A 24,788-nucleotide genomic window follows, 5' to 3' on the forward strand; every position below is an offset into this window, starting at 1 on the left:
GCATTGATTCTAAAGATAACATTCATATTATCTGATACTTAGCCACGGATAAAAGTGGTGCAAAAAAGTAACAAAAAAAATTCAGACGGCCTATTTTTCATACAGAAGGCATAGAAGCCGGACATTTTTAGCATAAAATACAAAATTTAACATTATTGAAATTTTCTTAACCGATAAAGCGTTAATATGCCTGCCGTTTTATTGAACTACATCTGATTTTGACTCAAACACATACAGGAGATTAATTATGTCAATCGCTTCAGAATTTAAAGAATTTATTATGCGTGGCAACGTGATCGACCTCGCAGTCGGTATGGTTGTCGGTACAGCATTCAGCGGCATCGTCAAATCATTGGTTGACGACGTAATCATGCCCCCTATCGGCCTGTTGATCGGCGGCGTTGATTTCTCCAACCTGTTCATTACGTTGAAAGACGGCGCACAAGCCGCTCCTGCAGAAGGTTACGCCAACTTGGCAGCCGCCCAAGCAGCCGGTGCCGTTACCCTGAATATCGGTCTGTTCATCAACACCGTGATCAGCTTCCTGATCATCGCCGCTGCCATCTTCTGCGTGGTTAAAGCCATCAACTCCGTGAAAAAAGCCGAAGCTCCTGCTGAAGAAGCACCGGCAGAGCCTAGCGAAGAAGTTCTGTTGTTGCGCGAAATCCGTGACTCTCTGAACAAAAAATAATCACAATACCCAAACATACACACAAGCCGAGGCCGTCTGAAACCATTTCAGACGGCCTTTTCTAACTCCATCGCTCTGACATAGTTAGCTGTTTAAGAAAAACTACAAGCAGCTATCCTTCATTTATTTATAGAAACCTTGCTTACGACCTCATTATTTTTACCCAATAGATAAAGGAAATTATCATTTACCTCTAATTTACCAAGATAAACGCCATAATCCATTTCATGAGCAGGACAGGTTTTAATCAAATGACAAATACTCTTGTCTTTATTTTCAATATTCCAAAACAAGTCAACTTTATCGATCTGATGTTCCACTTGAATGGAAAAAGTGGTGGATTGAATCTTTTTCTTTTTCCATACCCAACTATTTTCATAATGGTTTCTTTCTATTTCATTCACTACATCCCCAAGTAAGCAGAATGGAATAGAAAGCTTATGAAACACACGGTTTGCCCCTTCAACTAAAGCAGCCAAGAGCATCTTTTTCTTATCAACAGGATCTAAAGCTTCATAGGTACAAAAATCAAATGGAACCTGAACAGTATAGACACCAAGTAAGTTTATGATACAAGGATTGCAAACCTTATCCATGCATTCTATGATGATTTTCCAACAATCCTTAGTTGAAACAGGCTTGAAGAGTCGCTCCAACATAGATGTCATACACTTCGATTCATATACAAACGCTTTTCTATGGCATTTCCAATTTTGATGGTAGTCCTCTATCCTGGCCTCCTCGTATCTTAATGAAGCTGAGTCCATCAACTCCTCGATCCTTTGGTGATTTTCCACATAAGGTCTATCTAATTCAAAATATCTTAACTTCATATTCATACTTCCATGATCTTATTTTTTATACAGGACCAACCCTATGTAAAGGCTAAGCCTTTCAAGGTAGCAATGATTCTGAGCTCTAAATATCGAGAACTCCAACTTCTTGATGCTTCATACTTCTCACCCTCCTCAAAAGAAATTTCCTTTTCTTAACTATTTCCTATAGTCGTAGCACTTCTCCTGTAAAAAAGCCCGATGCGTTCAACATCGGGCTTTTAACTGGAAAACTAATCTTAGTCTTTGCGTGTTTCCACCAAAATCATTTCGACTGCTACGTCTTCCACTTCTACTTTAGGCACATCCGAACGGCGTGTTTTGGCAACCGGTTCGGGTTGCGGCTGCGCGGCAAAAGCGGCAACGGCTTGCGGATCGGTTTCAACGAAAATCAAATCGCCCAAACCTTCCGGCAAAACAGCGGCAACAGGCGCTTTTTCAGCTACGGCCTCAGTTTGCGTTGCCACAGTTTCAGTTGCTGTTTCAACCGGTTCTGCGACTTCTGCAACGGCAGTTTCATTCGGAGACAATACTGCGGAAATAGCTTCTTTGACGTTGCTGACCGCAGAAGCCAACAGGGCTTGCTCGGCATCGGCGCTTTCGGCTTTCGCGACGGCAGGTTCGTCTTCGCTTTCAATGGCAAATACGAATGGCTCTGCGCTGGCAACTTCAGGCTCGGATACCACAATCACCAGCGGCTCGGCATGATCATCTTCCTGCGGCAAAGGCACATTTTCAGCTTCAACCGTTTCGTTCAAACCCAAAACATGCGCCACGGCAAAGAGGACTTTGTCCGCGGTGTCGGTAATGTTCAGGTATTGCTCGATTTTTGCCGAAGACGGAATATTGCGTTTTTTGCTGTTTGAACGGCGGTCGTTGCGGTTGTTGCGCTGACGATTGTTGCGGTCGCGTCCTTGACGGCCGTTGTTTTTCACACCCTCTTCGCTGCGGGCGTTGTCGTCCGCTTCCGCTTGCGCCTGTTCGCTATCGGCTTGAACGTTTGCGTCTTCAACATGGCTTTCCGCATATTGGTTACGGTTGCGCTCGTTACGGCCGTTGTTGCGGCGGCGTTTATTGCCGTTTTGTTCCGCTTGGTTTTCAGACGGCATCTCAGCCAGTGCGGCCACTTCTTGAACGTTTACGTCTTCAACCGTTTCCTCAACACGGTTACGCTCGTTGTTGCGCTCATCGCGGCGGTTGTTGCGGTTGCGGCTGCGGCGGCTTTCTTTACGCTCGTCGTTGCGGCTTTCGTTTGATTTGCTTTCTTCAAACTTACTGTCGGCGGCTTCGGCACCTACTTCGCGCACTTCGACTTTGCTGCCGTCGTTTTTGTTGTTGCGGCGTGGATTTTGACGGCGGCTGTTTGAACGGCGGTTGCTGTTTTGACTGCGGTTGGTTGTAGTGCGTTTTTCGGCAGGCTCTTGAGCAACTGCAGCAGGTGCAGGCTCGCCGCCGAAAATGCGTTTCAACCAAGCTTTGAAGCTGTCCCACCAAGAGGCTTTTTTCTCAGGGGCGACAGTCGGTGCAGGCTGGGTATGGCGTACACCTTTGACGGCAGGCTCAGGACGGGCCGCTTTGGCTTTTTCGCTGCCGAAAGGTTTGGCGGATTCGTCTTCTTCCGGCTCGGCAACGCGTTTGTAGCTCGGTTCGCCGTCTTCTTCTACGTCATCGATGCGGATGCGGTTGATTTCGTAGTGCGGATTTTCCAAGTGGATATTCGGAATCAGGACGACATTTACATCCAAACGCTCTTCCATCGCAAACAGCTCGGCGCGTTTTTCGTTCAACAGGAAGGTGGCAACATCGACAGGCACTTGTGCGCGTACTTCGCCGGTGTTGTCTTTCATTGCTTCTTCTTGAATGATGCGCAAAACGTGCAGGGCGGTGGATTCGATACCGCGGATGACGCCGGTACCGGCACAGCGCGGACAAGCAACATGGCTGCTTTCGCCCAAAGCCGGTTTCAAACGTTGACGGCTCAATTCCAAAAGGCCGAAACGCGAAAGTTTGCCCATTTGCACACGGGCGCGGTCTTTTTTGAGCGCGTCGCGCAGGACGTTTTCAACATCGCGTTGGTGTTTCGGATTTTCCATATCGATGAAGTCGATCACGACCAAACCGCCCAAGTCGCGCAGGCGCATTTGGCGGGCGACCTCTTCGGCAGCTTCCATATTGGTTTTGAACGCGGTGTCTTCAATATCCGAGCCGCGTGTGGCGCGCGCAGAGTTGACGTCGATGGAAACCAGGGCTTCGGTGTGGTCGATCACAATCGCGCCGCCTGACGGCAGGCTGACGCTGCGTGAGAACGCGCTTTCGATTTGGTGTTCGATTTGGAAACGGGAGAACAGCGGCGTGTGGTCTTGATAGAGTTTCAGACGGCCTACATTGCTCGGCATGACGTAGCTCATGAACTCGGCAACTTGGTCGTAAACTTCTTGATTGTCCACCAAAATCTCGCCGATGTCGGGACGGAAATAGTCGCGAATCGCACGAATCAGCAGCGAGCTTTCCATAAAGAGCAGGTAAGGGTCATGATGCGCTTTGCCTGCTTCTTCAATGGCTTGCCAGAGCTGTTTGAGGTAGTTCAAGTCCCATTCCAACTCTTCCGCGCTGCGGCCGATGCCGGCGGTGCGGGCGATGATGCTCATGCCGTTTGGAATGTCGAGTTCGGCCATGGCGGCTTTCAACTCTTGACGCTCTTCGCCTTCGATACGGCGGGATACGCCGCCGCCGCGCGGATTGTTGGGCATCAATACCAAATAGCGGCCGGCCAGGCTGATGAAGGTGGTCAGTGCCGCGCCTTTGTTGCCGCGCTCGTCTTTTTCGACTTGGACGATAACTTCCATGCCCTCTTTGAGCACGTCCTGAATACGCGCCCTGCCGCCTTCGTAGTCGCGAAAATATGAGCGCGACACTTCCTTAAACGGCAAAAAGCCGTGGCGGTCGGTTCCGTAATCGACGAAACACGCTTCCAGCGACGGCTCGATGCGGGTAATGATACCTTTGTAGATATTGCCTTTACGCTGTTCTTTGCCCAGCGTTTCGATGTCCAAGTCCAAAAGGTTTTGGCCATCGACAATGGCAACGCGCAGCTCTTCGGCCTGCGTTGCGTTGAATAACATTCTTTTCATAGTCACCTCGTGAACAGCGGCCGTTTGATTTGTGAATATCTTTTTCAGACGGCCTGTCTGTCCGGTTGGCACTCTGCAAAGGCAAGATGGGGGAACCCCCGTGTAACCAGTTTTTGATTTGAAATCCGCAAGGTTGCATGCTTGAACTCAAGCCATGTGCGGACGGATTCGGATAAAGAAGGAAATAAAGAACAATGCGGCGGAAAGGTTGATGGTTCCGCTGCCGTCCGAATGCTGATGTTTCGGACAAAATAAGGCAGCCTACATCTTCTTATTATCGTAGCGCCGGTAATTTCGGACGGTGCTGCGCGGACTGCGTCTTACGCCCGGCCGGACGGCAGGTTCAATTCAAACTTAATTACGGGATTGCGTTTGCCGGCTTTGAACAAACACAAGGAAATGCTTTGCGGAGTGCGTTTTTAATATAAAATCTCGTTTTAACAATAAATCCGTTTCAGACGGCCTGCGACGGCAGGTTCGAGTCCCGAAACGGACGTTTGGGATTATAGAGAAAATGCACGCAATACGCAAAGATTCAGTCAGCCTGATTGCCGTTGCCGAACACGAGGAAGGCCAACGCCTTGATAACTATCTGATAAAAATCCTCAAAGGCGTCCCGAAAAGCCATATCCACCGCATCATCCGCGCCGGCGAAGTGCGGCTGAACAAAAAACGCTGCAAACCCGACAACCGCATTCAGGCAGGCGATACCGTCCGCATTCCGCCGATACGCACCGCCGAAAAACAAAGGCCGTCTGAAAGCCAGGCCGCGCCGGCACGCGAATTTGACATCGTTTACGAAGACGATGCGCTTTTGGTCATCAACAAACCGTCCGGCGTTGCCGTCCACGGCGGCAGCGGCGTGAGCTTCGGCGTCATCGAACAAATCCGCCGCGCCCGTCCCGAAGCGCGTTATCTCGAACTCGTCCACCGCCTCGACAAAGACACCAGCGGCCTTTTGATGATAGCCAAAAAACGCAGCGCCTTGGTGAAACTGCACGAAGCCATCCGCAACGACCATCCGAAAAAAATCTATCTCGCGCTGTGTGTCGGCAGGCTGCCGAACGACCGCTTCCACGTCAAGCTCCCCCTGTTCAAATACACCGGCGCACAAGGCGAAAAAATGGTGCGCGTCAGCGAAGACGGCCAATCCGCCCACACCATCTTCCGCGTGTTAAACCGTTTTTCAGACTGCCTTTTGCACCAAGTCGGCCTGTCCGACCTAACCTTTGTCGAAGCCACCCTGAAAACCGGCCGCACCCACCAAATCCGCGTCCACCTGCAATCGCAAGACTGCCCCATTGCCGGCGACGAACGCTACGGCGACTATCAAGCCAACAAACGCCTGCAGAAACTCGGTTTGAAAAGAATGTTCCTGCACGCTTCCGAGCTGCACCTCGCCCATCCGCTGACCGGCGAAAAACTGATTCTGAAAGCCCCCCTGCCACAAGAATTGGCGCAATTCGTTTTAATGTTGGAAAATCAGGAAAAGGCCGTCTGAAAGGAAACCCATGAAACCCAAACTCATTATTTTCGACTGGGACGGCACGCTTGCCGACACCACCAACCCCATCATCCACACCTTCCAGCAAAGCTTTGCCGATTGCGGCCTGCCCGTTCCCGAAGCCGACCAAATCCGCCCGCTCATCGGATACAGCCTCTCCGGCATCATCCGCCGCCTTGCCCACAACGTCAGCGAACACGTTCAGGAAACCCTGATTGAGACCTATGCCGCGCACTACCTCAATCCCAACAACCGCAACATGACCCTGTTCCCCGAAGCCCTGCCCTGCCTGCAACGCTTGAAGCAACAAGGCTATTGGCTTGCCGTAGCGACCGGCAAAGGCCGCAGCGGACTGGATAGGTCCATCGAGCAAACCGGCACCCAAGCCTTCTGGCTGGAAACCGCCTGCGCTAGCGAATATCCGTCCAAACCTGCGCCCGATATGGTACTCGCCCTCTGCGACCGACTGGGTGTTGAACCGGAAGAGGCCGTCGTCGTCGGCGACACCACCCACGACCTAGAAATGGCCGCCAATGCCAAAATCCGCGCCATCGCCGTTACCACAGGCGCGCACACCGCCCAACAACTTTCCGCCCTGCCCCATGTCGCCATGCTCAACAGCTTGGCCGAATTGCCTGATGTATTGGAAACCTTATAAAAAGCTATGCAACATCTATATTAAAGGCCGTCTGAAACCTATTTTCAGACGGCCTTGAATTTGTTTTATCGATCCGAACGCACCCTGACAAATGTTGCAAATTTCGGCGTTCCTTTTTGCGTAAAACCACGATAACGGTAAGTAATCAGCGCACCGATTTTCGGCGGATGATCGCGGTCCTTATCCTTAAAACCGCTACCGATACGAAACTCGCCATATCGGTTTTTACACCCGACCGCACCCAAACGCCCGACATTGCGCCCTTTGCCCTCATAATGACGCGTTACCGTACATTCATCATCATATTCACTTTTCAGCTTCAACAGCTGCCCATTTCTACCGCTTGCATAACGGGCTTCAGGTTGACGCAGCATCACCCCTTCCCCACCCAGCGCTTCAACTTGTTTCAAAAAATCCAAAGCATGCTGTTTGTCGCGCACCTTGATTTGCGGAATAACCGTAAACCGTGCCGACGGGTGTGATTTCAGCCATTTCGAAGCCGTTTCCAGCCGCTGATACAGATTACCCTGCGCCTGTGGCACATCAAAAACATGCAAACGGATACCGTCCCAATTTCCCGAGGCAGAACGCACCGTCGCGGAAATTTGCTCAAACCGCCCTCGTCCGCTGTATAACTCGCCATCCATCGGAAACGGCGGAAAACCTGCTGTAAAACCTTTGGGTGGTGTAAACGCATAGCCCTGACGACTGACCAGCTGCCTGCCGTCCCAATACGCGCGTACGCCATCCAACTTTTCACTCATGGCCCAACCGGCAATATCTTGATTTTTATATTCCTGCGCCAACAACAAATCTGCACCAAACGCCGCTGAGATGAAAGAAGCCGCAAAAATCGGTATCATGGTTCGCATTACATTATTCATAAGACACTTTTCCATATTTGCTTTTGTTATTATATATGCATAATAACAAAGGCCGTCTGAAACGTAAACAACATTAAATAAGCATTTCCCAGGAACACCCATGGCACTCCAATTTGAAATCAACGCCGTTACCCCCTTCCGTCAAAACTGCACGCTGATTTGGGATGACGAAACCAAAGAAGCCGTTTTGACCGATGTCGGCGGCGACGTACCCTATTTATTGCAACAAGTCCAAAACAAAGGCCTCAAGCTGACCGCCATTTGGCTGACCCACGGCCATCTTGACCACGCAGGCGGCGTGGTTGAACTTTTGAAAACCTGCGACGTACCCGTTCTCGGCCCGCACAAAGACGACGAATTCCTGCTCCAAGCCCTTCCGCAAACAACGGCGCAATACGGTTTCCCCGTCTCTCCGTCATTCACGCCGACACGCTGGCTGGAAGAAGGGGAAACGCTCAAGGTCGGCAACCACAGTTTCCAAGTCCTCCACATTCCCGGCCACACCCCCGGCCAAGTCGTTTTTTACAACGCCGAAAACGGACTTTTAGTCGCAGGCGATGTTTTGTTTTATGAGACCGTTGGTCGCACAGATTTTCCGCGCGGCAATCATGATGACCTCATAAACAATATCCGCGCTAAACTATTAACCCTGCCCGAAACCACGCAAGTTATAGCCGGACACGGCCGTATGACCAGTATCGGGCATGAGAAAAGGTACAATCCGTTTCTGGTTCGTTAATATGAATGTTGTATAAAGCCAACATTCTGGCATACACAAATTATGCGTATAAAGGAAAACTGGCATACAATTTGCAGGGATAACACCCGAAAGATTAAGTACCTAATCTCCGGCAAATGCCAAAAAGAACTAAAGCACAAAGATAACAAGGTATTACGCAATACAACCTGATTTATCGAAAACCGGACATCTCTAAACCCCAAGCCTGACTCGAAGTGAAATTGTTACAAAGTGACAATAAATGTCAGTCAGGCCGTCTGAACGGTTTTGCCGATTCAGGCGGATACAACGGAGATGAGGCGCAATGCCCTACCGGAATGTGCCGATGTTCTGTTTGTCAAACCGTCGGGTACATCTTTAAGAAGCACAACATTATTTGGGTAAACCGGCAAACTCGCTGCCGGCACTAACAGGCCGTCTGAAAAGTTCGGCTGGTAAAATCAATAAAAGGATTATCAAATGAAAAAAATCGCAAAAGTGGGCTTTGCCCTGCTGGCTACCGGCCTGCTGGCCGCCTGTGCTACTAAGAGTAAAATCACTCCTGAAGGCACTACCGACGAGCCTCGCTTCCCTAAACCTTACTCCCTGACCTTCAACAATGACCGCGGTACATTCCCGACTTTTGACGAGTTGGATCAAATGCGTCCTGGTCTGACCAAAGACGACATCTACAAAATCCTCGGCCGTCCTCACTACGACGAAGGCATGGTTGGCGTGCGTGAATGGGACTACCTGTTCCACTTCTACACCCCGGGCGTAGGCGTTGACCCTGAAAACACTTCCGGCGTTGAAGGCATCACTACTTGCCAATACAAAGTGATCTTCGACAAAGACAAATTTGCACGCAGCTTCTTCTGGAATCCAGTATTCCCTAAAGATGCCGTATGTCCTCCTCCAGCACCTAAACAAGAGCCTCAAGTGATCATCCGCGAGATCATTAAAGAAGCTCCTAAACGCATCCGTCAATAAGGACAAATTTGAAACGGATCCTATTGGGTATAGCCTTGGCAGTAGGTCTGAATTCTTTGGCCGCTGCCGATGCTGTCAGCGACTATATCCAACGCAAAAAAGTCGTGGTCAATACAGCTAAGGCAGAGCTTTGCTTTGCCGATGACGGTCAGTGCCATCCGGTACTGATTGGCAAGACCACGCCGAAAGGCAAATTCAATATGACGCCGATGATGACCAGCAAACCGGGTTACGGTGGCGAGGTTATCGGCTTCAAAGAAGAAAATGACTTTCTGTTTGCGTTACACCGGGTATGGACGCTCAAGCCGCAGGAAAGGCGCATGGAACGCATCGCTTCTCCTAATGTGGCCGACCGCATCATAACCAATGGTTGTATCAACGTACAAAATAATGTGTACGAAAAACTGCGTCAGTATTTCATTTTGGAAATCATCTGATGTAAGTCAGTCAAACAAAGGCCGTCTGAAACTTTTCAGACGGCCTTTCTTCTCAAACGAAAATTCAACGGCATTTGCTTGCTCCGTCAGTACCAAACGAAGAATATTTGACCGCTTCATCCTCAATTCATCCTCAAGCCATATCACTTTTTACCATATCCAAAGAACCAACGGTTATTTATACCGTTTTCCGCCCAATGCTAGAATCGCGCGTTTATATATCGGCCCGCCGAGAAATCAAATAAATAATATAGCGGCAGAAATAGCTTTTATTCCCTGCCCCTTACACACACAAACATCATGACCGATTCTTCTGCCAAATTACCCAATTTGTGGCTGCTGATTGCCGCTGCTGCCTCCATCCTGCTGATTACCATCGGCATGAGGATGACTTTAGGGCTTTTTGTCCTGCCCGTTGTCAACTCGACCGAATTGAGCATGACCCAGTTCAGCCTGATTATTGCCGTTTTCCAATTGATGTGGGGCATATCGCAACCCTTGTCCGGCGCGTTGGCCGACCGTTTCGGCGCGTTTAAGGTTTTAGCCGGCGGTACGGTTCTGTTGATTGCCGCCTGTCTGATGGTGCCGCAAATGCCGACTTATTGGGGGCTGATGCTGGGTATCGGTTTATTGTTGGCATTCGGTACGGGTTCGGGCGGATTTTCCATCATTATGGGACAGGTCGCCGCCAAAACGCCGCCTCATCGGCGCGGCTTGGCTTCCGGCCTGGTCAATGCAGGCGGGTCCGCAGGGCAATTTTTGTTCGCGCCGCTGGTTCAAGGTTTAATTGCCCTGCCCCATGTCGGCTGGATGGGGACATTTTATGTTTGGGCAGTCATTGCCATCTTGATTTTGCCGATTTCTTGGTGGTTGGCCGGCGGCAAACATGCTGCTCATACCGTCCATACCGACGATGACGGCCAAACCCTGAAGCAGGCCGTCTGCAAGGCTTTCGCCAACCGCAGCTATATCTTGCTGCATTTAGGTTTCTTTACCTGCGGTTTCCACATCGCCTTTTTGGTTACCCACCTGCCGACCGAAATTTCACTTTGCGGCCTCCCCGCTAGGTCGCTTCAACCTCCATTGCCATTATTGGTTTGGCAAACATTGCCGGCTGTATTTTTTCAGGCTGGTGTACCGGCAGATTTTTGGGCAAATACGTCCTCTTCGGTTTATATGCTTCGCGTGTCGCCATGATATTGATTTATCTGGCCGCACCTAAAACCGATTTGAACTTCTATCTTTTCGCCGCCGGACTCGGTTTCACTTGGTTGGCAACCGTCGCCCCCACCGCCGCCATTACCGGCAAACTTTTCGGCACGCGCTACTTGGCCACCCTCTTCGGGTTGACCATGTTAAGCCACCAAATCGGCGGCTTTTTGGGTTCGTACATCGGCGGCATCGTCATCACGCGCTTCAACGATTACGGCTGGATGTGGTACGCCGACGCAGTCTTGGCAGGCACGGCCGCTCTGTTGAATTTACTGATTCATGAACGGAAAGCGGCTGCCGCCTGACGCGGAACCTTGGCATTTCAAGGCCGTCTGAAACGTTTCAGACGGCCTTTGCCTTATTCCATTTTTTGTGTTTTATCCACAATCGATATTCCTATCCATTATTTAACACTCCCTTACAAACCCGTTAAAATACTGCCTTTATTATGCTGATTGTCTGACTCTGATGAACTGGTCTTATCTGATCGATGCCATCCCCAAATTCGTCGATGCGGCAAAGCTGACGCTGGAATTGTCGGTATATGGCGTCGTTTTGTCGTTGCTGTTCGGCCTGCCCGTTGCCGTGGTTAAATCCGCCCCTTCTACGCATTGGCACGCGCCTATATCGAGCTGTCGCGCAATACGCCCCTGCTGATCCAATTGTTTTTCCTGTATTACGGCCTGCCGAAAATGGGCATTAAATGGGACGGTTTCACCTGCGGCGTAATCGCACTGGTTTTCTTGGGCGCAAGCTACATGGCGGAAGCCATCCGCGCCGGTATTCTGGCCGTCCCCAAAGGGCAGATCGAAGCGGGCAAGGCCATCGGTTTGAGCCGCTTTCAAGTGTTCCGCTATGTCGAATTGCCTCAGGCATGGGCGGTCGCCGTTCCCGCCATCGGCGCAAACGTATTGTTTTTGATGAAAGAAACATCTATCGTCAGCGCGGTCGGCATTGCGGAATTGCTGTTCGTTACCAAAGACATCATCGGCATGGACTACAAAACCAACGAAGCCTTGTTCCTGCTGTTTGCCAGCTACCTGATCATCCTTCTGCCTGTTTCGCTTCTGGCGCGCTGGGCCGAAAACCGCGTACGGAGTGCAAAATATGGTGTTTGACTGGCTGTTTGAAGGACAAAACGCGGCACGCTTGGGCGAAGGCTTGTTGCTGACGGCGCAGATTTCCCTGGCCTCCGTTGCCGCTTCCTGCGTATTGGGTACGCTGTTCGGCTTGGTTTTGCGTTCGCGCAACCGGCTCATCCGCTTTATCGGACGGTTTTATCTCGAAACCATCCGAATCGTGCCGATTTTGGTGTGGCTGTTCGGCCTGTATTTCGGCCTATCCGTCTGGACAGGCATCCACATCGACGGATTTTGGGTCTGCGTCTGGGTATTTACCATGTGGGGCATCGCTGAAATGGGCGATTTGGTCCGCGGCGCATTGGAATCGATTGAAAAACACCAGGTCGAATCAGGCCTGGCACTCGGTTTGAGCCGCGGGCAGGTATTCCGCTACATCGAGCTGCCGCAAAGCATCCGCCGCGTATTGCCCGGCGCCGTCAATCTGTTTACGCGCATGATCAAAACCAGCTCGCTCGCCTCCCTTATCGGCGTCATCGAAGTCGTCAAAGTCGGCCAGCAAATCATCGAAAACTCGCTGCTGACGCAACCCAATGCTTCATTTTGGGTTTACGGCCTGATTTTTATGCTGTATTTCTTCTGTTGCTGGCCGCTGTCGCTGCTGGCGGCAAAACTTGAACAAAAATGGGAACACTGACATGGCTTTACTGAGCATCCGCAACCTGCACAAACAATACGGCAACGTAACCGCCATTCAATCCTTAGACTTGGACTTGGAAAAAGGCGAAGTCATCGTACTGCTGGGCCCATCCGGCTGCGGCAAATCCACCCTCCTGCGCTGCGTCAACGGTTTGGAGCCGCACCAAGGCGGCAGCATCGTGATGGATGGGGTCGGCGAATTCGGCAAAGACGTTTCCTGGCAAACCGCCCGGCAAAAAGTCGGCATGGTTTTTCAAAGCTATGAACTGTTTGCCCACATGACCGTCATCGAAAACATCCTCTTAGGCCCGGTGAAAGTACAAAACCGCAACCGTTCCGAAGCAGAGGCACAAGCCGACAAACTGTTGGAACGCGTCGGCCTGCTCGACCGCAAAAACGCCTATCCGCGCGAACTCTCCGGCGGACAGAAACAACGCATCGCCATTGTCCGCGCCCTGTGCCTGAATCCGGAAGTCATCCTGCTGGACGAAATCACCGCCGCACTCAACCCCGAAATGGTGCGCGAAGTCTTGGAAGTGGTTTTAGAACTCGCCCATGAAGGCATGAGCATGCTCATCGTAACCCATGAAATGGGGTTTGCCCGCAAAGTTGCCGACCGCATCGTCTTCATGGACAAAGGCGGCATCGTCGAATCGACCGACCCCGAGACCTTCTTCTCCGCCCCCAAAAGCGAACGCGCCCGCCAATTCTTGGCAGGCATGGACTACTGATTTTATTTTCAGGCCGTCCGAACCCTTTTTCAGACGGCCTCCACTTTCAACCAAACATTTGAAAAGGAAACACTCATGCAATTGAATGCCAAATTTAAAGCCCTCCTCGCCTCCGCCGCCATCGCCGTCGGCCTGACTGCTTGCGGAGGCGGCTCCGGCGATGCCCAATCTTCACAAAGCAGCGGCGCGGCAACCGTTGCCGCCATCAAAGAAAAAGGCGTCATCCGTATCGGCGTATTCGGCGACAAACCTCCGTTCGGCTATGTTGACGCCAACGGCAAAAACCAAGGCTTTGACGTTGAAATCGCCAAAGACCTGGCCAAAGACCTGCTCGGCAGCCCCGACAAAGTCGAATTCGTCCTGACCGAGGCCGCAAACCGCGTCGAGTACGTCCGTTCCGGCAAAGTCGACCTCATCCTCGCCAACTTCACCAAAACACCCGAACGCGCCGAAGCCGTCGATTTTGCCGATCCTTACATGAAAGTGGCCTTGGGCGTGGTTTCCCCCAAAGACAAACCGATTACCGACGTTGCGCAATTGAAAGACCAAACCCTGCTGGTCAACAAAGGCACCACCGCCGACGCCTTCTTCACCAAAAGCCATCCTGAAGTCAAACTGCTGAAATTCGACCAAAATACCGAAACTTTCGACGCACTGAAAGACGGCCGCGGCGTAGCACTCGCCCACGACAACGCCCTGCTGTGGGCATGGGCAAAAGAAAACCCGAATTTTGAAGTCGCCATCGGCAACCTCGGCCCTGCCGAATTCATCGCCCCGGCTGTTCAAAAAGGCAACACCGACCTCCTGAACTGGGTCAACGGCGAAATCGCTGCCATGAAAAAAGACGGCCGTCTGAAAGCCGCCTATGAAAAAACCCTCTTGCCCGTGTATGGCGAGAAAGTCAAACCGGAAGAATTGTTGGCGGAATAAACCGACTATTTTCTCGGCAAAAAGTCACTTTGCCGTATTTCAGCCATCCGATTTGTGATTAATTTAAACAAATATCATATCCAACGACAGGCCGTCTGAACGTGTTCTCGATACCTTCAGACGGCCTGTTGTTTAAAAACGAATAACATGATAACCTTTTAATAACGGATGAAATAATTCGTCCGATATTTCTACAAAGCAAAAAGGAAACTATGATGAACCGTCGTCAATTTATCGGCAGCGCAGCCGCCGTCTCCCTCACCGCAGCCGCCTCATTCGCCCGTGCACACGACCACGCAGGCCATGCACACCATGCCGGTCACGCACATTCTGCACCGCGCGCCTACGAAGCTGCGCGCAAAGCGGCCGCACATTGCGTTGAAGCCGGCCAAATCTGCCTGGCGCACTGCATCTCCCTGTTGAGCGAAGGCGATACCTCCATGAAAGACTGCGCAACCGGCGTCAATCAAATGCTGGCTCTGTGCGGCACCTTGCAAAACCTCGCCGCCCAAAATTCACGCCTGACCCCGTCTTTGGCGAAAGTGTGCATCGAAGCCTGCAAACAATGTTCCGCCGCCTGCAAAGAACACGCCGGCCACCACGCCGAGTGCAAAGCCTGCTACGAATCTTGCTTGGCCTGCATTAAAGAATGCGAAAAAATTGCCGCTTAATCACTATTGAAAAAAGGCCGTCTGAAATTCAGACGGCCTTTTGTTTATGGTTTCGTTCACATTATTCAACTGCAAGCTCTTGCTCATCCAACAGTTTTTTCTTCACAACCGCAGGATTGCCCGCGGCCACGCAATAAGGCGGCACATCTTTGGTAACCACCGAACCTGCGCCGATTACCGCGCCCTTGCCGATGGTAACGCCGCCCATGATAATCGCACGCCGGCCGATCCAAACATCGTCTTCAATCACAATCGGACGGATGTCCGTATAGCCTTCAAAGCGGCGGGTTTCAGGGTTGAATTTGTGGTTGGTCGAATAAAACAGGCATTCCGGTCCCATCATCACATTCTTGCCGAGGGTCAGGCCGTGGCAGATTTCGCAATTGACGCCGATACCCGAATTGTCGCCGATTACCGTATCCGGAAAAACATATCCGCCTTTTTCGATATTGACGTTTTTGCCGATGTTTGGGGAAATGCACGCAGCCAAAGCGGCGCGGAATTTTTGCGCAATCCGGCCGAAGGGTTTGCAATAAGACGGAGGCAACATTCCTCCCCAGACACGCAAAATACGCGTCAATATCCTTTTTTGCATGGATTCCGTCTCCTGTTCGTAAAAGCGTAAATATTAATCAGACTATTATTTTTCTTAAAGTTTCACATCTAGAAGAGGTTTTACATCCTCTTTTCAGTTGAATTACAGCCCGATTACACAATATTTGGTTTGAAACTCTATTCTAAACTGTTCTCGCCTGTTGCGAAACTGCCCGCTACGCAAAATATCCGCTTGACGAAACAGCCAAAAATAGCGAAAATCCCACGCTTAACTGAAGTACAGGCAAAACCCCTGTGCCCGCTTAATCGAAAGGAAATCAAATGAAACAAGGTATTCACCCGAACTACCACGAAATCAACGTTACCTGCTCTTGCGGCAACAAATTCGTAACCAAATCCGCAATGGAAAAAGACAGCTTCAACGTTGAGGTTTGCTCTCTGTGCCACCCTTTCTACACCGGTACTCAAAAAATCGTCGACACTACCGGTCGCGTGGACAAATTCAACAACAAATTCGGCAACCTGTTCAAACGCTAATTGCCGCTTTGTCAAAAAGACTGCTTCGTGCAGTCTTTTTTGCATTCAGGCCGTCTGAAACCTTTCTTTCAGACGGCTTCGCCATATCGGATAAACATCCTTTCAAATACCCGAAAAACCAGCGGTAAACATGATTTTTACAAAGCTCTCCGTTCCGGCATATCGCGCAAACCCGTCAAACCCTGTACCATTGCCATTCAAACCAACCGTTTTTTGACCTTCCATGCTGACTTACACACCGCCCGATCCGCGCCGCCCCCAAAAAACCCATGAAAAACCGTGGCTTCTGCTGCTGATGGCCTTTGCCTGGCTGTGGCCGGGCGTGTTCTCGCATGACTTGTGGAACCCTGCCGAACCCTCCCTCTTTACCGCCTCCGAGTCCATGAAAAACGGCGGCAGCCTGTTGGTTGCACAAATCTTCGGCCAACCCGACTTCACCATCTCCCCTGCTTTTTTGTGGGTGGCAACCGCATTCCAAACCCTGTTTTCGCCTTGGGCGGCCGATGCCTATGATGCCGCACGTTTTGCCGGCGTGGTATTCACCGCCGTCGGACTGACCGCCTGCGGTTTTGCCGGTTTCAACTTTCTCGGCAGACACCACGGCCGCAGCGTTGTCTTAATCCTTATCGGCAGCATCGGTTTGCTGCCCATCGCCCACTTCCTCAATCCCATGTCGGCCGCTTTTGCCGCATTTGGATTGATTTTGTGCGGCTTCTCACTGGCACGCCGCCGCGTCATTATTGCCATTTTGCTGTTGTGCGGCGGCTGGGTTTTACTCTCCCTTTCCTCAGGCTATCTGCTGACCGCGGCCATGATGTTTTTGGCACTTTCCCTGTCGTTCCATTCCACTTGGCAAAGCAAACGCTATTTGCTGACTCTGATTGGCGCCATCGTCGTTTCCCTGCCCCTGCTGATTCTGTATCCGCTGGTTTTATCCAGAACCCATCCCGAATGGTTTGATATTTGGTTCAACCATTATTCCTTAGGCGTATTCGGCGGTTTCCATCATATTCAGACGGCCTTCAATCTGCCTTATTATCTGAAAAACCTGCTGTGGTTTGCCCTGCCTGCTTGGCCGCTGGCGGCATGGACGCTCAGCCGCACGCGTATCCACGATAAAAACTGGGGCATTCTGAGCCTGTCGTGGCTGGTTATCATGACAGCCCTGCTCGCCATCAACCCGCAACGCCTGCAAGACAACCTCGTTTGGCTGCTGCCGCCACTCGCCCTGCTCGGCGCGGCACAACTGGACGGCCTGCGCCGCGGCGCGGCGGCATTTATCAACTGGTTCGGCATCATGGCATTCGGTTTGATTGCCGTATTCCTGTGGCTGGGCTTCTTCGCCATGAACTACGGCTGGCCTGCCAAACTGGCCGAACGCGCCGCCTATTTCAGCCCTTATTACATCCCCGACATCGACCCGATTCCAATGGCCGTCGCCCTGCTGTTTACCCCTTTGTGGCTCTGGGCGATTACGCGTAAAAACATCCGTGGCCGCCAAGCCGTCACCAACTGGGCGGCCGGCGTTACCTTGGCCTGGGCCTTGCTGATGACCCTGTTTTTACCGTGGCTCAACGCCGCCAAAAGCCATGCGCCGGTGGTACACCAAATGGAAGCCGCGCTTTCTTCCGAATTGAAACAGCAGCTTTCAGACGGCCTCGAATGTATCAACATCGACGGCCAAGACCAACGCACACGCATCGCGTGGACTCAATACAGTCATATCAAAACCACGACCGACAACCCGTCCTGCCGCTACCGCCTCATCCGCCAAGCCGCCAACATCGGCGCACCTTCGGGCTGGCAAACCTTGTGGCAAGGCGCAAGACCGCGCAACAAAGCCGAGACTTTCTTATTACTGGAAAAAACTGCGGCGCAGTAAATCACACCAGCCTCAAAACCGGAAATTCTCCGTTCAACAAAGGCCGTCTGAAAGAACTTTTATCCTTTCAGACGGCCTTTGACTTACTTTAACACCGCTTCCCGTACAATGGCCCTTTTCCCTTATCTGCCTAAAAACATGAAACCCAACCGCCTTTTGCCCCTCGTCCTCTTATTGACAGCCCTCTCCGCCCATGCCAAAGATTTCATCATCTACGACCGCATGGACTACGTCGGCAAACCCGACCTTACCGCCGACAAACTCTCCAAAGTGTTTTTGGTTTACGAAAGCGAGCTGGTCAAACCCGATCCGACAGGCAAACGCAAACACGGCGTACTCAACGAAGCGCGTATCCGCGAATTGGCCAAACAATCGCGCCGCGAAGGCTACCGCACCATTTCCACCGACATCGAAAGCTGGTTTGCCGAAAAAGACGGCCAGCTGCTGACCCCCGACGAATTGAGAACCGACTTCGCGCGGATGTACCAAATCTTCAGAGAAGAAAACCCGCGCGCCTTCATCAGCAACTACGGCATGCCTTCCGAACACCTGCACGGCATCCGCCACTACCGCCCCAACGTTGACAACGAAGCCATCTTGGCCAAATGGCGGCAAGTCAGCAAACGCCGTGCACCCACCGCCGCCATCAGCGACTATGCCAATCCTGTGTTCTACATCACTTCCCCCGATTTGGTGCAATGGGAAAAAGACGTAAAAACCGCCGTTGACGACATCCATCAACGCTTTCCCAACAAAAAAATCATCGGCTACATCTGGCCGCAATATTATTCGGCCACCAACAGCCCTTATTTCAAGCAGTTCATCGACCCCGTCCGCTGGCGCAAAATGCTTGAAATCAGCAAAAAATACACCGACGGCGTGATTATTTGGTCGGACAAGCGCGATGAAAACAACCAAATCGTGCGCTGGAACGATCCGCGCATCCAAGCCACGATGAAAGCTACCCAAGCCTTCATCCATGCCAATGCCAAAGAAATCAAGGTAGAAGGTTTGCAGAAATATTAAAAACAAGGCGGGCATATTTACCCGCCTCTTTATTTACCTACACAACTGTCTGTATGTTTGACACAACATACAACAAACGACCGTAGCACCAACGCTTCTGCGTTCTTTCACACGTTTTTACCCGTTATTCCTAAGCGCAGGCCGTCTGAAAATTGCCCGAATATCCAATACCCTTTACAATACCCGTAATTAAAATACATTTTTCGACACTCCCATCCTGCATGAGTTCCACACCCTTCATCGAAATGAAAGACGTTGCCTTCGCATATGGCGACCGTCCGATTCTGAACAACATCAACTTCAGCATTCCACAAGGCAATTTCGCCGCCGTAATGGGTGGTTCGGGCAGCGGTAAAACCACGCTGATGCGCCTGATTACGGGTCAAATCCGCCCGCAATCGGGCAAAGTGCTGATTGAAGGGCGTGATTTGGCCGCATTTTCGGCGCAGGAGCTGTACGAACACCGCCGCCGCATGGGCGTTTTGTTCCAACACGGCGCATTGTTCACCGACTTATCCGTCTTCGACAACATCGCCTTCCCCATGCGCGAGCTGACGGATTTGCCCGAAGCGGTCATCCGCGATTTAGTATTGCTGAAACTGAATGCAGTCGGTTTGCGCGGCATTGAAAACCTAATGCCTTCCGAGCTTTCCGGCGGTATGTCGCGCCGCGTCGCCCTCGCGCGTACGATTGCGCTCGACCCTGAAATCATGTTGTACGACGAGCCTTTCACCGGCCTCGACCCGATTTCGCTGGGCGTTATCGCCCACCTCATCAGCCGCGCCAACAAAGCCCTGCGCTCCACCAGCGTGATGGTAACGCACGACATCGAAAAATCGCTGGAAATCGTCGATCAAGTGATTTTCTTGGCACACGGCGAAATCATGTTCTCCGGCTCGCCCAAAGAAATGCGCGAACTCGACTCGCCTTGGGTACGCCAGTTTGTCGGCGGTTTGGCAGACGGCCCTGTCGCCTACCGCTATCCGGCGCAAACGACTTTAAAACAAGACTTGCTGGGCTGATGTTCAGACGGCCTGAAACTTAAACAAGGCCGTCTGAAAACCATTTAACCAATCAACTGAAACCTATGAATTTTATCCGTTCCGTCGGGGCAAAAACCCTCGGCTTCATCCAATCACTGGGCAGCATTACGCTGTTTTTCCTGCAGATCCTGGCCAAATCAGGTACGGCGTTTACCCGCCCGCGCCTGAGCATCCGCCAGGTTTACTTTGCAGGCGTATTGTCTGTCCTGATTGTTGCCGTGTCCGGCCTGTTTGTCGGCATGGTATTGGGCTTGCAAGGCTATACGCAGCTGGCAAAATTCAAATCCGCCGATATTTTGGGTTATATGGTTGCCGCTTCCCTGTTGCGTGAATTGGGTCCCGTATTGTCTGCAATTCTGTTTGCCAGCAGCGCGGGCGGTGCCATGACCAGCGAAATCGGCTTGATGAAAACCACCGAGCAGCTTGAAGCAATGAACGTGATGGCGGTCGACCCTGTGGCACGTGTGGTTGCGCCGCGCTTTTGGGCGGGCGTGTTTTCCATGCCTTTGTTGGCGTCGATTTTCAACGTTGCCGGCATTTACGGCGCGTATTTAGTCGGCGTCGAATGGCTGGGTTTGGACGGCGGTATTTTCTGGTCGCAAATGCAAAACAACATTACCTTCCATTACGACGTACTCAACGGCTTAATCAAATCCGCCGCTTTCGGCGTAGCCGTTACGCTGATCGCCGTACATCAGGGCTTCCACTGCGTACCGACTTCCGAAGGTATTTTGCGCGCCAGTACACGCACCGTAGTGTCTTCCGCCCTGACTATCCTCGCCGTCGACTTCATGTTGACCGCATGGATGTTTACCGACTAAAGGCCGTCTGAAACGACACTTAAAAAGAATGAAACAAGGACAATAGCACATGAAAAAAAATGCTTTGGAATTTTGGGTAGGACTGTTTGTCTTACTGGGCGCAGCCGCTATCGGCTTTCTCGCCTTCCGTGCCGCCGGCGGACAATCGTTCGGCAAATCATCACAAACCTACACCGTCTATGCCGATTTCAGCGACATCGGCGGCTTGAAAACCAACGCCCCGGTCAAATCCGCAGGCGTACTGGTGGGCCGCGTTGCATCCATTCAGCTCGACCCTAAATCCTATCAGGCAAAAGTTGCCCTCAATCTGGACAGTCAATATCAGTTCAGCAGCGACGTTTCCGCACAAATCCTGACTTCAGGCTTGTTGGGCGAACAATACATCGGCCTGCAACAAGGCGGCGATACTGATTCTTTGGCGGCAGGCGACACCATTACCGTCACCAGCTCCGCCATGGTTTTGGAAAACCTTATCGGCAAATTCATGACCAGCTTTGCCGAAAAAAACGCAGACAGTGAATCTGCCGGTCAAAACAAACAATAAACACATATCAACCCAATATTCAGGACACTCCCATGAAAAAAACTTCCTTCATCAGCGCATTGAGCATCGGCGTATTGAGCATCAGCATGGCATTTGCCTCTCCTGCCGACGCAGTCAACCAAGTCCGTGAAAACTCCGTTCAAGTGCTGAAAATCCTCAACAGCGGCGATGCCAACACTGCACGCCAAAAAGCTGAAGCCTACGCCATCCCTTACTTCGACTTCCAACGCATGACAGCTTTGGCCGTCGGCAACCCATGGCGTACTGCAACTGACGCACAAAAACAAGCGTTGACTAAAGAGTTCCAAACCCTGCTGATCCGCACCTACTCCGGCACCATGCTGAAATTCAAAAACGCCAAGGTCAACATCAAAGACAACCCGGTCGTAAACAAAGGCGGTAAAGAAATCGTCGTCCGCGCCGAAATCAACGTTTCCGGCCAAAAACCGGTCAACATGGACTTCACCACCTACCAAAGCGGCAGCAAATACCGCGCATATAATGTCGCAGTAGAAGGCGCAAGCTTGGTTACCGTATACCGCAACCAATTCGGCGAAACCATCAAAGCCAAAGGCATCGACGGCCTGATTGCCGACTTGAAAGCCAAAAACGGCGGTAAATAATCCACCCCCGCACCATGCCGCCTGATGTTCAGACGGCATGGTGCCTTACATCATAAAGACACCATGCAAACAGAAATCCGCAACGGCACGCTCTACATCAGCGGCGACGTTACCGTCAAAACCCTGACTGCCTCCGCCTTTGCGCGCTACGAACAACAATGCCGTCTGAAAGAAACAGACAGTATAGACTTCAGCCAAGTAGGCAAAGCAGATTCAGCCTGCGTTTCCCTGCTGCTCAACGCTCTGCGCCGGACAGACAAAAAACCGACCATTCAAAACATTCCCGATTCCGTCCGCGCACTGGCCGAACTTTACGAAATCAAAGACTGGTTGCAATCATGAAAAAAACCACCGCTTCACTCTGCCTCCTCATCAGCATAGCCTCCGCTCCCGCACTTGCCGAACGCAATCCAGCCGACCCTTACGAAGGCTACAACCGTACCGTTTCCAAGTTCAACGACAAAGCAGACAAATACGTCCTTTCCCCTGTCGCACGCGGTTATCGCAAAATAACGCCCAAACCGGTGCGTACCGGCGTGATCAACTTCTTCAACAACCTGCGCGATGTCGTCAGCTTCGGCAGCAATGTACTGCGCCTTGACGTCAAACGCGCCAGCGAAGACCTCGTCCGCGTCGGCATCAACACCACCTTCGGCCTTGGCGGTTTAATCGACGTAGCCGGTGCAGGCGGTGTGCCCAGCAATAAAAACACCCTCGGCGATACCTTCGCCTCATGGGGCTGGAAAAACAGCAACTACTTCGTTGTCCCCCTACTCGGCCCGTCTACCGTACGCGATACCGTCGGCAACGCCGTCACCACCGTCTATCCGGTTAAAAATGCCGTCTTCCACACCAGAGCAGGACGCTGGGGCACAATCGGCCTGCAAGCCATCAACACCCGTGAAGAACTGCTCGACCTGACCGACAGCCTCGAAGGTGCAGCCATCGACAAATACAGCTACACACGCGACCTTTACATGAAAGTCCGCACCCAACAAACCGGCGGCACGCTCCCTCAAAGCGAAGACGACAACATCGACATTGATGACTTAGTGGACAGCAATGCCACTTCCGAACCGGTAACAGCCCCTCAAACCGCTCCGGCAGAAATTCCCGATACAGCCAATCCCCAAACCCTGTATCAAACACCATCAGAAAACCTCTGATTGTTCCCAAAAATAAAGGCCGTCTGAAATTCAGACGGCCTTTATCCCCCAAAAGATAGCCAGTCCACCACCTTTGCTATATCATTCAACTATACAGAAACCAAGGAAAACACCATGTACGAAGTCAACCGCAGCGTCTTCCTGCTTATCCCCCTCGATCCATTTTGGAACTGGCTGAAATCCCTGCCCGGCAATCACCTAGACGGCCTGACACTGGAAGACATTCAAGCCGATGCCAATTCCTACCTCGTTCGCCCATGCGAAACTGCCGACGAAGTATGGGACGAAATCGAAGCGCGTTTTGAAGATATTTTTGCTGCCGAATTGGCCGACTGGTGCGAAGACGAAAGCGAATGGCCGGATTTGGATGCCGACATTTTCAACGAATGGTTCGATATCCAACTCTCCACCGTGATTACCGACCTCGAACACGAACCAATCGCACGCGAAGAGTTCCAACCCATCAATCTCAACTGATGAAACTGACCGTCCGCAACTACCACCTTGACGGCTACGGCCACGTCAACAATGCACGCTATCTCGAATTTCTCGAAGAAGCGCGCTGGACGTTTTTTCAAGAGCATGACCTTCTGTCCGAACTCAAAGGCATCATGCTCGTTGTTGCACGCGTTGACATCCGCTATCGCCGCCCGTCGCTTGAAGGCGATGTTTTAACCTTCACAGGCCGTCTGAAAGACATCGGCACACGCCACATCATCCTCAGCCAAACCGCGACCCTGCCCAACGGCAAAGCTGCCATCGAAGCCGAAGTGACCCTTATGCCCGTCAGCAGCGAAAGCGGCCGTAGCATCAGCGTTCCCAAAACCTTAGCACACGTCATTCAAAACCTCGAATCATGAAAAAAATACTCACACTCCTCATCGTTGCCACAATTGGCGCGCTTCTTACCTTCGTCCTTATCCCCAGCAACAAAGCCGCCCCTGATTTCGCCCTGCCCGACCTGCAAGGCAAAACCATTACCAACGCCGATTTAAAAGACAAAGTTACCCTCATCAACTTCTGGTTTCCCTCCTGCCCCGGCTGCGTGAGTGAGATGCCTAAAATCATCAAAACCGCCCAAGATTATCAAGGCAAAAACTTCCAAGTCCTCGGCATTGCCCAACCCATCGACCCCATTGAAAGCGTCCATCAATACGTCAAAGAATACGGCCTTCCTTTCACCGTCATGTACGATGCCGACAAAACTGCCGCAAAAGCCTTTGGCACACAGGTTTACCCGACTTCCGTTCTGATCGACAAAAACGGCAACATCCTCAAAACCTACGTTGGCGAACCCAATTTCTCCCAACTCTATCAAGAAATCGACCAGGCTCTCGCCCAATAAATCCAAGGCCGTCTGAAACCACATTTCAGACGGCCTAAAACCGAAATATCCTTTATAATAAGCAACATTTTATCCGTT

The 24,788-nt window shown here is 51.5% G+C and carries 26 protein-coding genes and 2 pseudogenes; 24 read left to right on the forward strand and 4 right to left on the reverse strand.

Annotation, left to right across the window (positions count from 1 at the left end; all coding sequences use genetic code 11):
• Positions 1-247: 247 nt before the first annotated feature.
• Positions 248-691 (forward strand): large conductance mechanosensitive channel protein MscL, encoded by a 444-nt coding sequence (gene mscL / locus BBP27_RS08050; protein ID WP_003748057.1) that lies wholly within the window; start codon positions 248-250, stop codon positions 689-691.
• 119 nt (positions 692-810) lie between these two features.
• On the opposite strand, the gene BBP27_RS08055 is transcribed toward mscL, so the two are convergent.
• Together BBP27_RS08055 and BBP27_RS08060 are read right to left on the reverse strand one after the other, a co-directional pair.
• Entirely contained in the window at positions 811-1,530 is a 720-nt protein-coding gene (locus BBP27_RS08055; RefSeq protein WP_223168972.1) for a hypothetical protein, read from the reverse strand.
• A gap of 233 nt (positions 1,531-1,763) precedes the next feature.
• Entirely contained in the window at positions 1,764-4,655 is a 2,892-nt protein-coding gene (locus BBP27_RS08060; protein ID WP_188212225.1) for an Rne/Rng family ribonuclease, read from the reverse strand.
• Between the two features lie 514 nt (positions 4,656-5,169).
• On the opposite strand from BBP27_RS08060, the gene BBP27_RS08065 reads away from it, so the two are divergent.
• Positions 5,170-6,156 (forward strand): RluA family pseudouridine synthase, encoded by a 987-nt coding sequence (locus BBP27_RS08065; RefSeq protein ID WP_188212226.1) that lies wholly within the window; start codon positions 5,170-5,172, stop codon positions 6,154-6,156.
• Positions 6,157-6,166: 10 nt separating this feature from the next.
• The gene (locus tag BBP27_RS08070) at positions 6,167-6,817 is read left to right on the forward strand and encodes an HAD-IA family hydrolase (protein ID WP_003683909.1); all 651 of its coding nucleotides are present in this window, start codon (positions 6,167-6,169) and stop codon (positions 6,815-6,817) included.
• Between the two features lie 65 nt (positions 6,818-6,882).
• Here the strand turns inward: BBP27_RS08070 and BBP27_RS08075 are convergent, their stop codons facing one another.
• Complete coding sequence (locus tag BBP27_RS08075) at positions 6,883-7,689, reverse strand: DNA ligase (RefSeq protein WP_502887194.1); 807 nt, start codon at positions 7,687-7,689, stop codon at positions 6,883-6,885.
• Between the two features lie 112 nt (positions 7,690-7,801).
• On the opposite strand from BBP27_RS08075, the gene BBP27_RS08080 reads away from it, so the two are divergent.
• From BBP27_RS08080 to BBP27_RS08120, 9 genes and pseudogenes are all read left to right on the forward strand, one after another.
• Positions 7,802-8,440: an MBL fold metallo-hydrolase gene (locus BBP27_RS08080; RefSeq protein ID WP_188212228.1), complete on the forward strand. Its 639-nt coding sequence runs from the start codon at positions 7,802-7,804 to the stop codon at positions 8,438-8,440.
• 459 nt (positions 8,441-8,899) lie between these two features.
• Complete coding sequence (locus BBP27_RS08085) at positions 8,900-9,409, forward strand: outer membrane protein assembly factor BamE (RefSeq protein ID WP_036492125.1); 510 nt, start codon at positions 8,900-8,902, stop codon at positions 9,407-9,409.
• A gap of 8 nt (positions 9,410-9,417) precedes the next feature.
• Positions 9,418-9,846: a hypothetical protein gene (locus tag BBP27_RS08090; protein ID WP_003748039.1), complete on the forward strand. Its 429-nt coding sequence runs from the start codon at positions 9,418-9,420 to the stop codon at positions 9,844-9,846.
• 300 nt (positions 9,847-10,146) lie between these two features.
• Positions 10,147-11,363 (forward strand): annotated as a pseudogene (locus BBP27_RS08095) (MFS transporter).
• Between the two features lie 163 nt (positions 11,364-11,526).
• Positions 11,527-12,176, forward strand: a pseudogene (locus BBP27_RS08100) (amino acid ABC transporter permease).
• Entirely contained in the window at positions 12,166-12,834 is a 669-nt protein-coding gene (locus BBP27_RS08105) for an amino acid ABC transporter permease (RefSeq protein WP_049344971.1), read from the forward strand. The pseudogene BBP27_RS08100 and the gene BBP27_RS08105 overlap by 11 nt, the downstream one beginning before the upstream one ends.
• Position 12,835: 1 nt before the next feature.
• On the forward strand, positions 12,836-13,567 hold the full coding sequence (locus BBP27_RS08110) for an amino acid ABC transporter ATP-binding protein (RefSeq protein ID WP_188212229.1): 732 nt from the start codon (positions 12,836-12,838) through the stop codon (positions 13,565-13,567).
• A 75-nt stretch (positions 13,568-13,642) separates the two neighbouring features.
• Positions 13,643-14,497: an amino acid ABC transporter substrate-binding protein gene (locus BBP27_RS08115; RefSeq protein WP_036492138.1), complete on the forward strand. Its 855-nt coding sequence runs from the start codon at positions 13,643-13,645 to the stop codon at positions 14,495-14,497.
• Between the two features lie 215 nt (positions 14,498-14,712).
• Complete coding sequence (locus tag BBP27_RS08120) at positions 14,713-15,168, forward strand: four-helix bundle copper-binding protein (RefSeq protein WP_188212230.1); 456 nt, start codon at positions 14,713-14,715, stop codon at positions 15,166-15,168.
• 61 nt (positions 15,169-15,229) lie between these two features.
• Here the strand turns inward: BBP27_RS08120 and BBP27_RS08125 are convergent, their stop codons facing one another.
• A complete protein-coding gene (locus BBP27_RS08125) occupies positions 15,230-15,763 on the reverse strand; it encodes an acyltransferase (RefSeq protein ID WP_188212231.1) in 534 nt (177 codons plus the stop codon).
• Between the two features lie 281 nt (positions 15,764-16,044).
• Between BBP27_RS08125 and rpmE the strand changes: the two genes are divergently transcribed.
• From rpmE to BBP27_RS08185, 12 genes are all read left to right on the forward strand, one after another.
• A complete protein-coding gene (rpmE, locus tag BBP27_RS08130; RefSeq protein WP_003681847.1) occupies positions 16,045-16,260 on the forward strand; it encodes a 50S ribosomal protein L31 in 216 nt (71 codons plus the stop codon).
• A gap of 223 nt (positions 16,261-16,483) precedes the next feature.
• A complete protein-coding gene (locus BBP27_RS08135; RefSeq protein WP_188212232.1) occupies positions 16,484-18,142 on the forward strand; it encodes an ArnT family glycosyltransferase in 1,659 nt (552 codons plus the stop codon).
• Between the two features lie 138 nt (positions 18,143-18,280).
• Complete coding sequence (locus tag BBP27_RS08140) at positions 18,281-19,168, forward strand: hypothetical protein (RefSeq protein ID WP_223168973.1); 888 nt, start codon at positions 18,281-18,283, stop codon at positions 19,166-19,168.
• Positions 19,169-19,389: 221 nt separating this feature from the next.
• Positions 19,390-20,190 carry an ABC transporter ATP-binding protein gene (locus BBP27_RS08145; protein WP_003748015.1) on the forward strand — a complete coding sequence of 267 codons (801 nt, stop codon included), beginning with the start codon at positions 19,390-19,392 and terminating at the stop codon, positions 20,188-20,190.
• A 65-nt stretch (positions 20,191-20,255) separates the two neighbouring features.
• Positions 20,256-21,032, forward strand: a complete 777-nt coding sequence (mlaE, locus tag BBP27_RS08150) for a lipid asymmetry maintenance ABC transporter permease subunit MlaE (protein WP_188212233.1) — start codon at positions 20,256-20,258, stop codon at positions 21,030-21,032.
• Positions 21,033-21,081: 49 nt separating this feature from the next.
• Positions 21,082-21,576, forward strand: coding sequence for an outer membrane lipid asymmetry maintenance protein MlaD (gene mlaD / locus BBP27_RS08155; RefSeq protein ID WP_049329454.1), 495 nt, complete (start codon positions 21,082-21,084; stop codon positions 21,574-21,576).
• A gap of 32 nt (positions 21,577-21,608) precedes the next feature.
• A complete protein-coding gene (locus BBP27_RS08160; RefSeq protein ID WP_003681817.1) occupies positions 21,609-22,199 on the forward strand; it encodes an MlaC/ttg2D family ABC transporter substrate-binding protein in 591 nt (196 codons plus the stop codon).
• 63 nt (positions 22,200-22,262) lie between these two features.
• The gene (locus tag BBP27_RS08165) at positions 22,263-22,541 is read left to right on the forward strand and encodes an STAS domain-containing protein (protein WP_036493932.1); all 279 of its coding nucleotides are present in this window, start codon (positions 22,263-22,265) and stop codon (positions 22,539-22,541) included.
• Positions 22,538-23,365 (forward strand): MlaA family lipoprotein, encoded by an 828-nt coding sequence (locus tag BBP27_RS08170; protein ID WP_049335811.1) that lies wholly within the window; start codon positions 22,538-22,540, stop codon positions 23,363-23,365. Before BBP27_RS08165 ends, BBP27_RS08170 begins: the two co-directional genes overlap by 4 nt.
• Positions 23,366-23,479: 114 nt before the next feature.
• Positions 23,480-23,842, forward strand: coding sequence for a hypothetical protein (locus tag BBP27_RS08175; protein WP_003681812.1), 363 nt, complete (start codon positions 23,480-23,482; stop codon positions 23,840-23,842).
• A complete protein-coding gene (locus tag BBP27_RS08180; RefSeq protein WP_049335809.1) occupies positions 23,842-24,225 on the forward strand; it encodes an acyl-CoA thioesterase in 384 nt (127 codons plus the stop codon). The genes BBP27_RS08175 and BBP27_RS08180 overlap by 1 nt, the downstream gene beginning before the upstream one ends.
• The gene (locus tag BBP27_RS08185; RefSeq protein WP_070649860.1) at positions 24,222-24,710 is read left to right on the forward strand and encodes a peroxiredoxin family protein; all 489 of its coding nucleotides are present in this window, start codon (positions 24,222-24,224) and stop codon (positions 24,708-24,710) included. The genes BBP27_RS08180 and BBP27_RS08185 overlap by 4 nt, the downstream gene beginning before the upstream one ends.
• The last annotated feature ends 78 nt before the right edge of the window (positions 24,711-24,788 follow it).

Source organism: Neisseria sp. RH3002v2g (genome assembly GCF_014596425.2).
Taxonomy (GTDB): domain Bacteria; phylum Pseudomonadota; class Gammaproteobacteria; order Burkholderiales; family Neisseriaceae; genus Neisseria.

What these genes read in the sequence shown, in the direction of transcription:
- mscL (WP_003748057.1), top strand. Translation starts at nt 248, where the DNA reads ATGTCAATCGCTTCAGAATTTAAAGAATTTATTATGCGTGGCAACGTG.
- BBP27_RS08055 (WP_223168972.1), bottom strand. Translation starts at nt 1,530, where the DNA reads ATGAATATGAAGTTAAGATATTTTGAATTAGATAGACCTTATGTGGAA.
- BBP27_RS08060 (WP_188212225.1), bottom strand. Translation starts at nt 4,655, where the DNA reads ATGAAAAGAATGTTATTCAACGCAACGCAGGCCGAAGAGCTGCGCGTT.
- BBP27_RS08065 (WP_188212226.1), top strand. Translation starts at nt 5,170, where the DNA reads ATGCACGCAATACGCAAAGATTCAGTCAGCCTGATTGCCGTTGCCGAA.
- BBP27_RS08070 (WP_003683909.1), top strand. Translation starts at nt 6,167, where the DNA reads ATGAAACCCAAACTCATTATTTTCGACTGGGACGGCACGCTTGCCGAC.
- BBP27_RS08075 (WP_502887194.1), bottom strand. Translation starts at nt 7,689, where the DNA reads ATGCGAACCATGATACCGATTTTTGCGGCTTCTTTCATCTCAGCGGCG.
- BBP27_RS08080 (WP_188212228.1), top strand. Translation starts at nt 7,802, where the DNA reads ATGGCACTCCAATTTGAAATCAACGCCGTTACCCCCTTCCGTCAAAAC.
- BBP27_RS08085 (WP_036492125.1), top strand. Translation starts at nt 8,900, where the DNA reads ATGAAAAAAATCGCAAAAGTGGGCTTTGCCCTGCTGGCTACCGGCCTG.
- BBP27_RS08105 (WP_049344971.1), top strand. Translation starts at nt 12,166, where the DNA reads ATGGTGTTTGACTGGCTGTTTGAAGGACAAAACGCGGCACGCTTGGGC.
- BBP27_RS08110 (WP_188212229.1), top strand. Translation starts at nt 12,836, where the DNA reads ATGGCTTTACTGAGCATCCGCAACCTGCACAAACAATACGGCAACGTA.
- BBP27_RS08115 (WP_036492138.1), top strand. Translation starts at nt 13,643, where the DNA reads ATGCAATTGAATGCCAAATTTAAAGCCCTCCTCGCCTCCGCCGCCATC.
- BBP27_RS08120 (WP_188212230.1), top strand. Translation starts at nt 14,713, where the DNA reads ATGAACCGTCGTCAATTTATCGGCAGCGCAGCCGCCGTCTCCCTCACC.
- BBP27_RS08125 (WP_188212231.1), bottom strand. Translation starts at nt 15,763, where the DNA reads ATGCAAAAAAGGATATTGACGCGTATTTTGCGTGTCTGGGGAGGAATG.
- rpmE (WP_003681847.1), top strand. Translation starts at nt 16,045, where the DNA reads ATGAAACAAGGTATTCACCCGAACTACCACGAAATCAACGTTACCTGC.
- BBP27_RS08135 (WP_188212232.1), top strand. Translation starts at nt 16,484, where the DNA reads ATGCTGACTTACACACCGCCCGATCCGCGCCGCCCCCAAAAAACCCAT.
- BBP27_RS08140 (WP_223168973.1), top strand. Translation starts at nt 18,281, where the DNA reads ATGAAACCCAACCGCCTTTTGCCCCTCGTCCTCTTATTGACAGCCCTC.
- BBP27_RS08145 (WP_003748015.1), top strand. Translation starts at nt 19,390, where the DNA reads ATGAGTTCCACACCCTTCATCGAAATGAAAGACGTTGCCTTCGCATAT.
- mlaE (WP_188212233.1), top strand. Translation starts at nt 20,256, where the DNA reads ATGAATTTTATCCGTTCCGTCGGGGCAAAAACCCTCGGCTTCATCCAA.
- mlaD (WP_049329454.1), top strand. Translation starts at nt 21,082, where the DNA reads ATGAAAAAAAATGCTTTGGAATTTTGGGTAGGACTGTTTGTCTTACTG.
- BBP27_RS08160 (WP_003681817.1), top strand. Translation starts at nt 21,609, where the DNA reads ATGAAAAAAACTTCCTTCATCAGCGCATTGAGCATCGGCGTATTGAGC.
- BBP27_RS08165 (WP_036493932.1), top strand. Translation starts at nt 22,263, where the DNA reads ATGCAAACAGAAATCCGCAACGGCACGCTCTACATCAGCGGCGACGTT.
- BBP27_RS08170 (WP_049335811.1), top strand. Translation starts at nt 22,538, where the DNA reads ATGAAAAAAACCACCGCTTCACTCTGCCTCCTCATCAGCATAGCCTCC.
- BBP27_RS08175 (WP_003681812.1), top strand. Translation starts at nt 23,480, where the DNA reads ATGTACGAAGTCAACCGCAGCGTCTTCCTGCTTATCCCCCTCGATCCA.
- BBP27_RS08180 (WP_049335809.1), top strand. Translation starts at nt 23,842, where the DNA reads ATGAAACTGACCGTCCGCAACTACCACCTTGACGGCTACGGCCACGTC.
- BBP27_RS08185 (WP_070649860.1), top strand. Translation starts at nt 24,222, where the DNA reads ATGAAAAAAATACTCACACTCCTCATCGTTGCCACAATTGGCGCGCTT.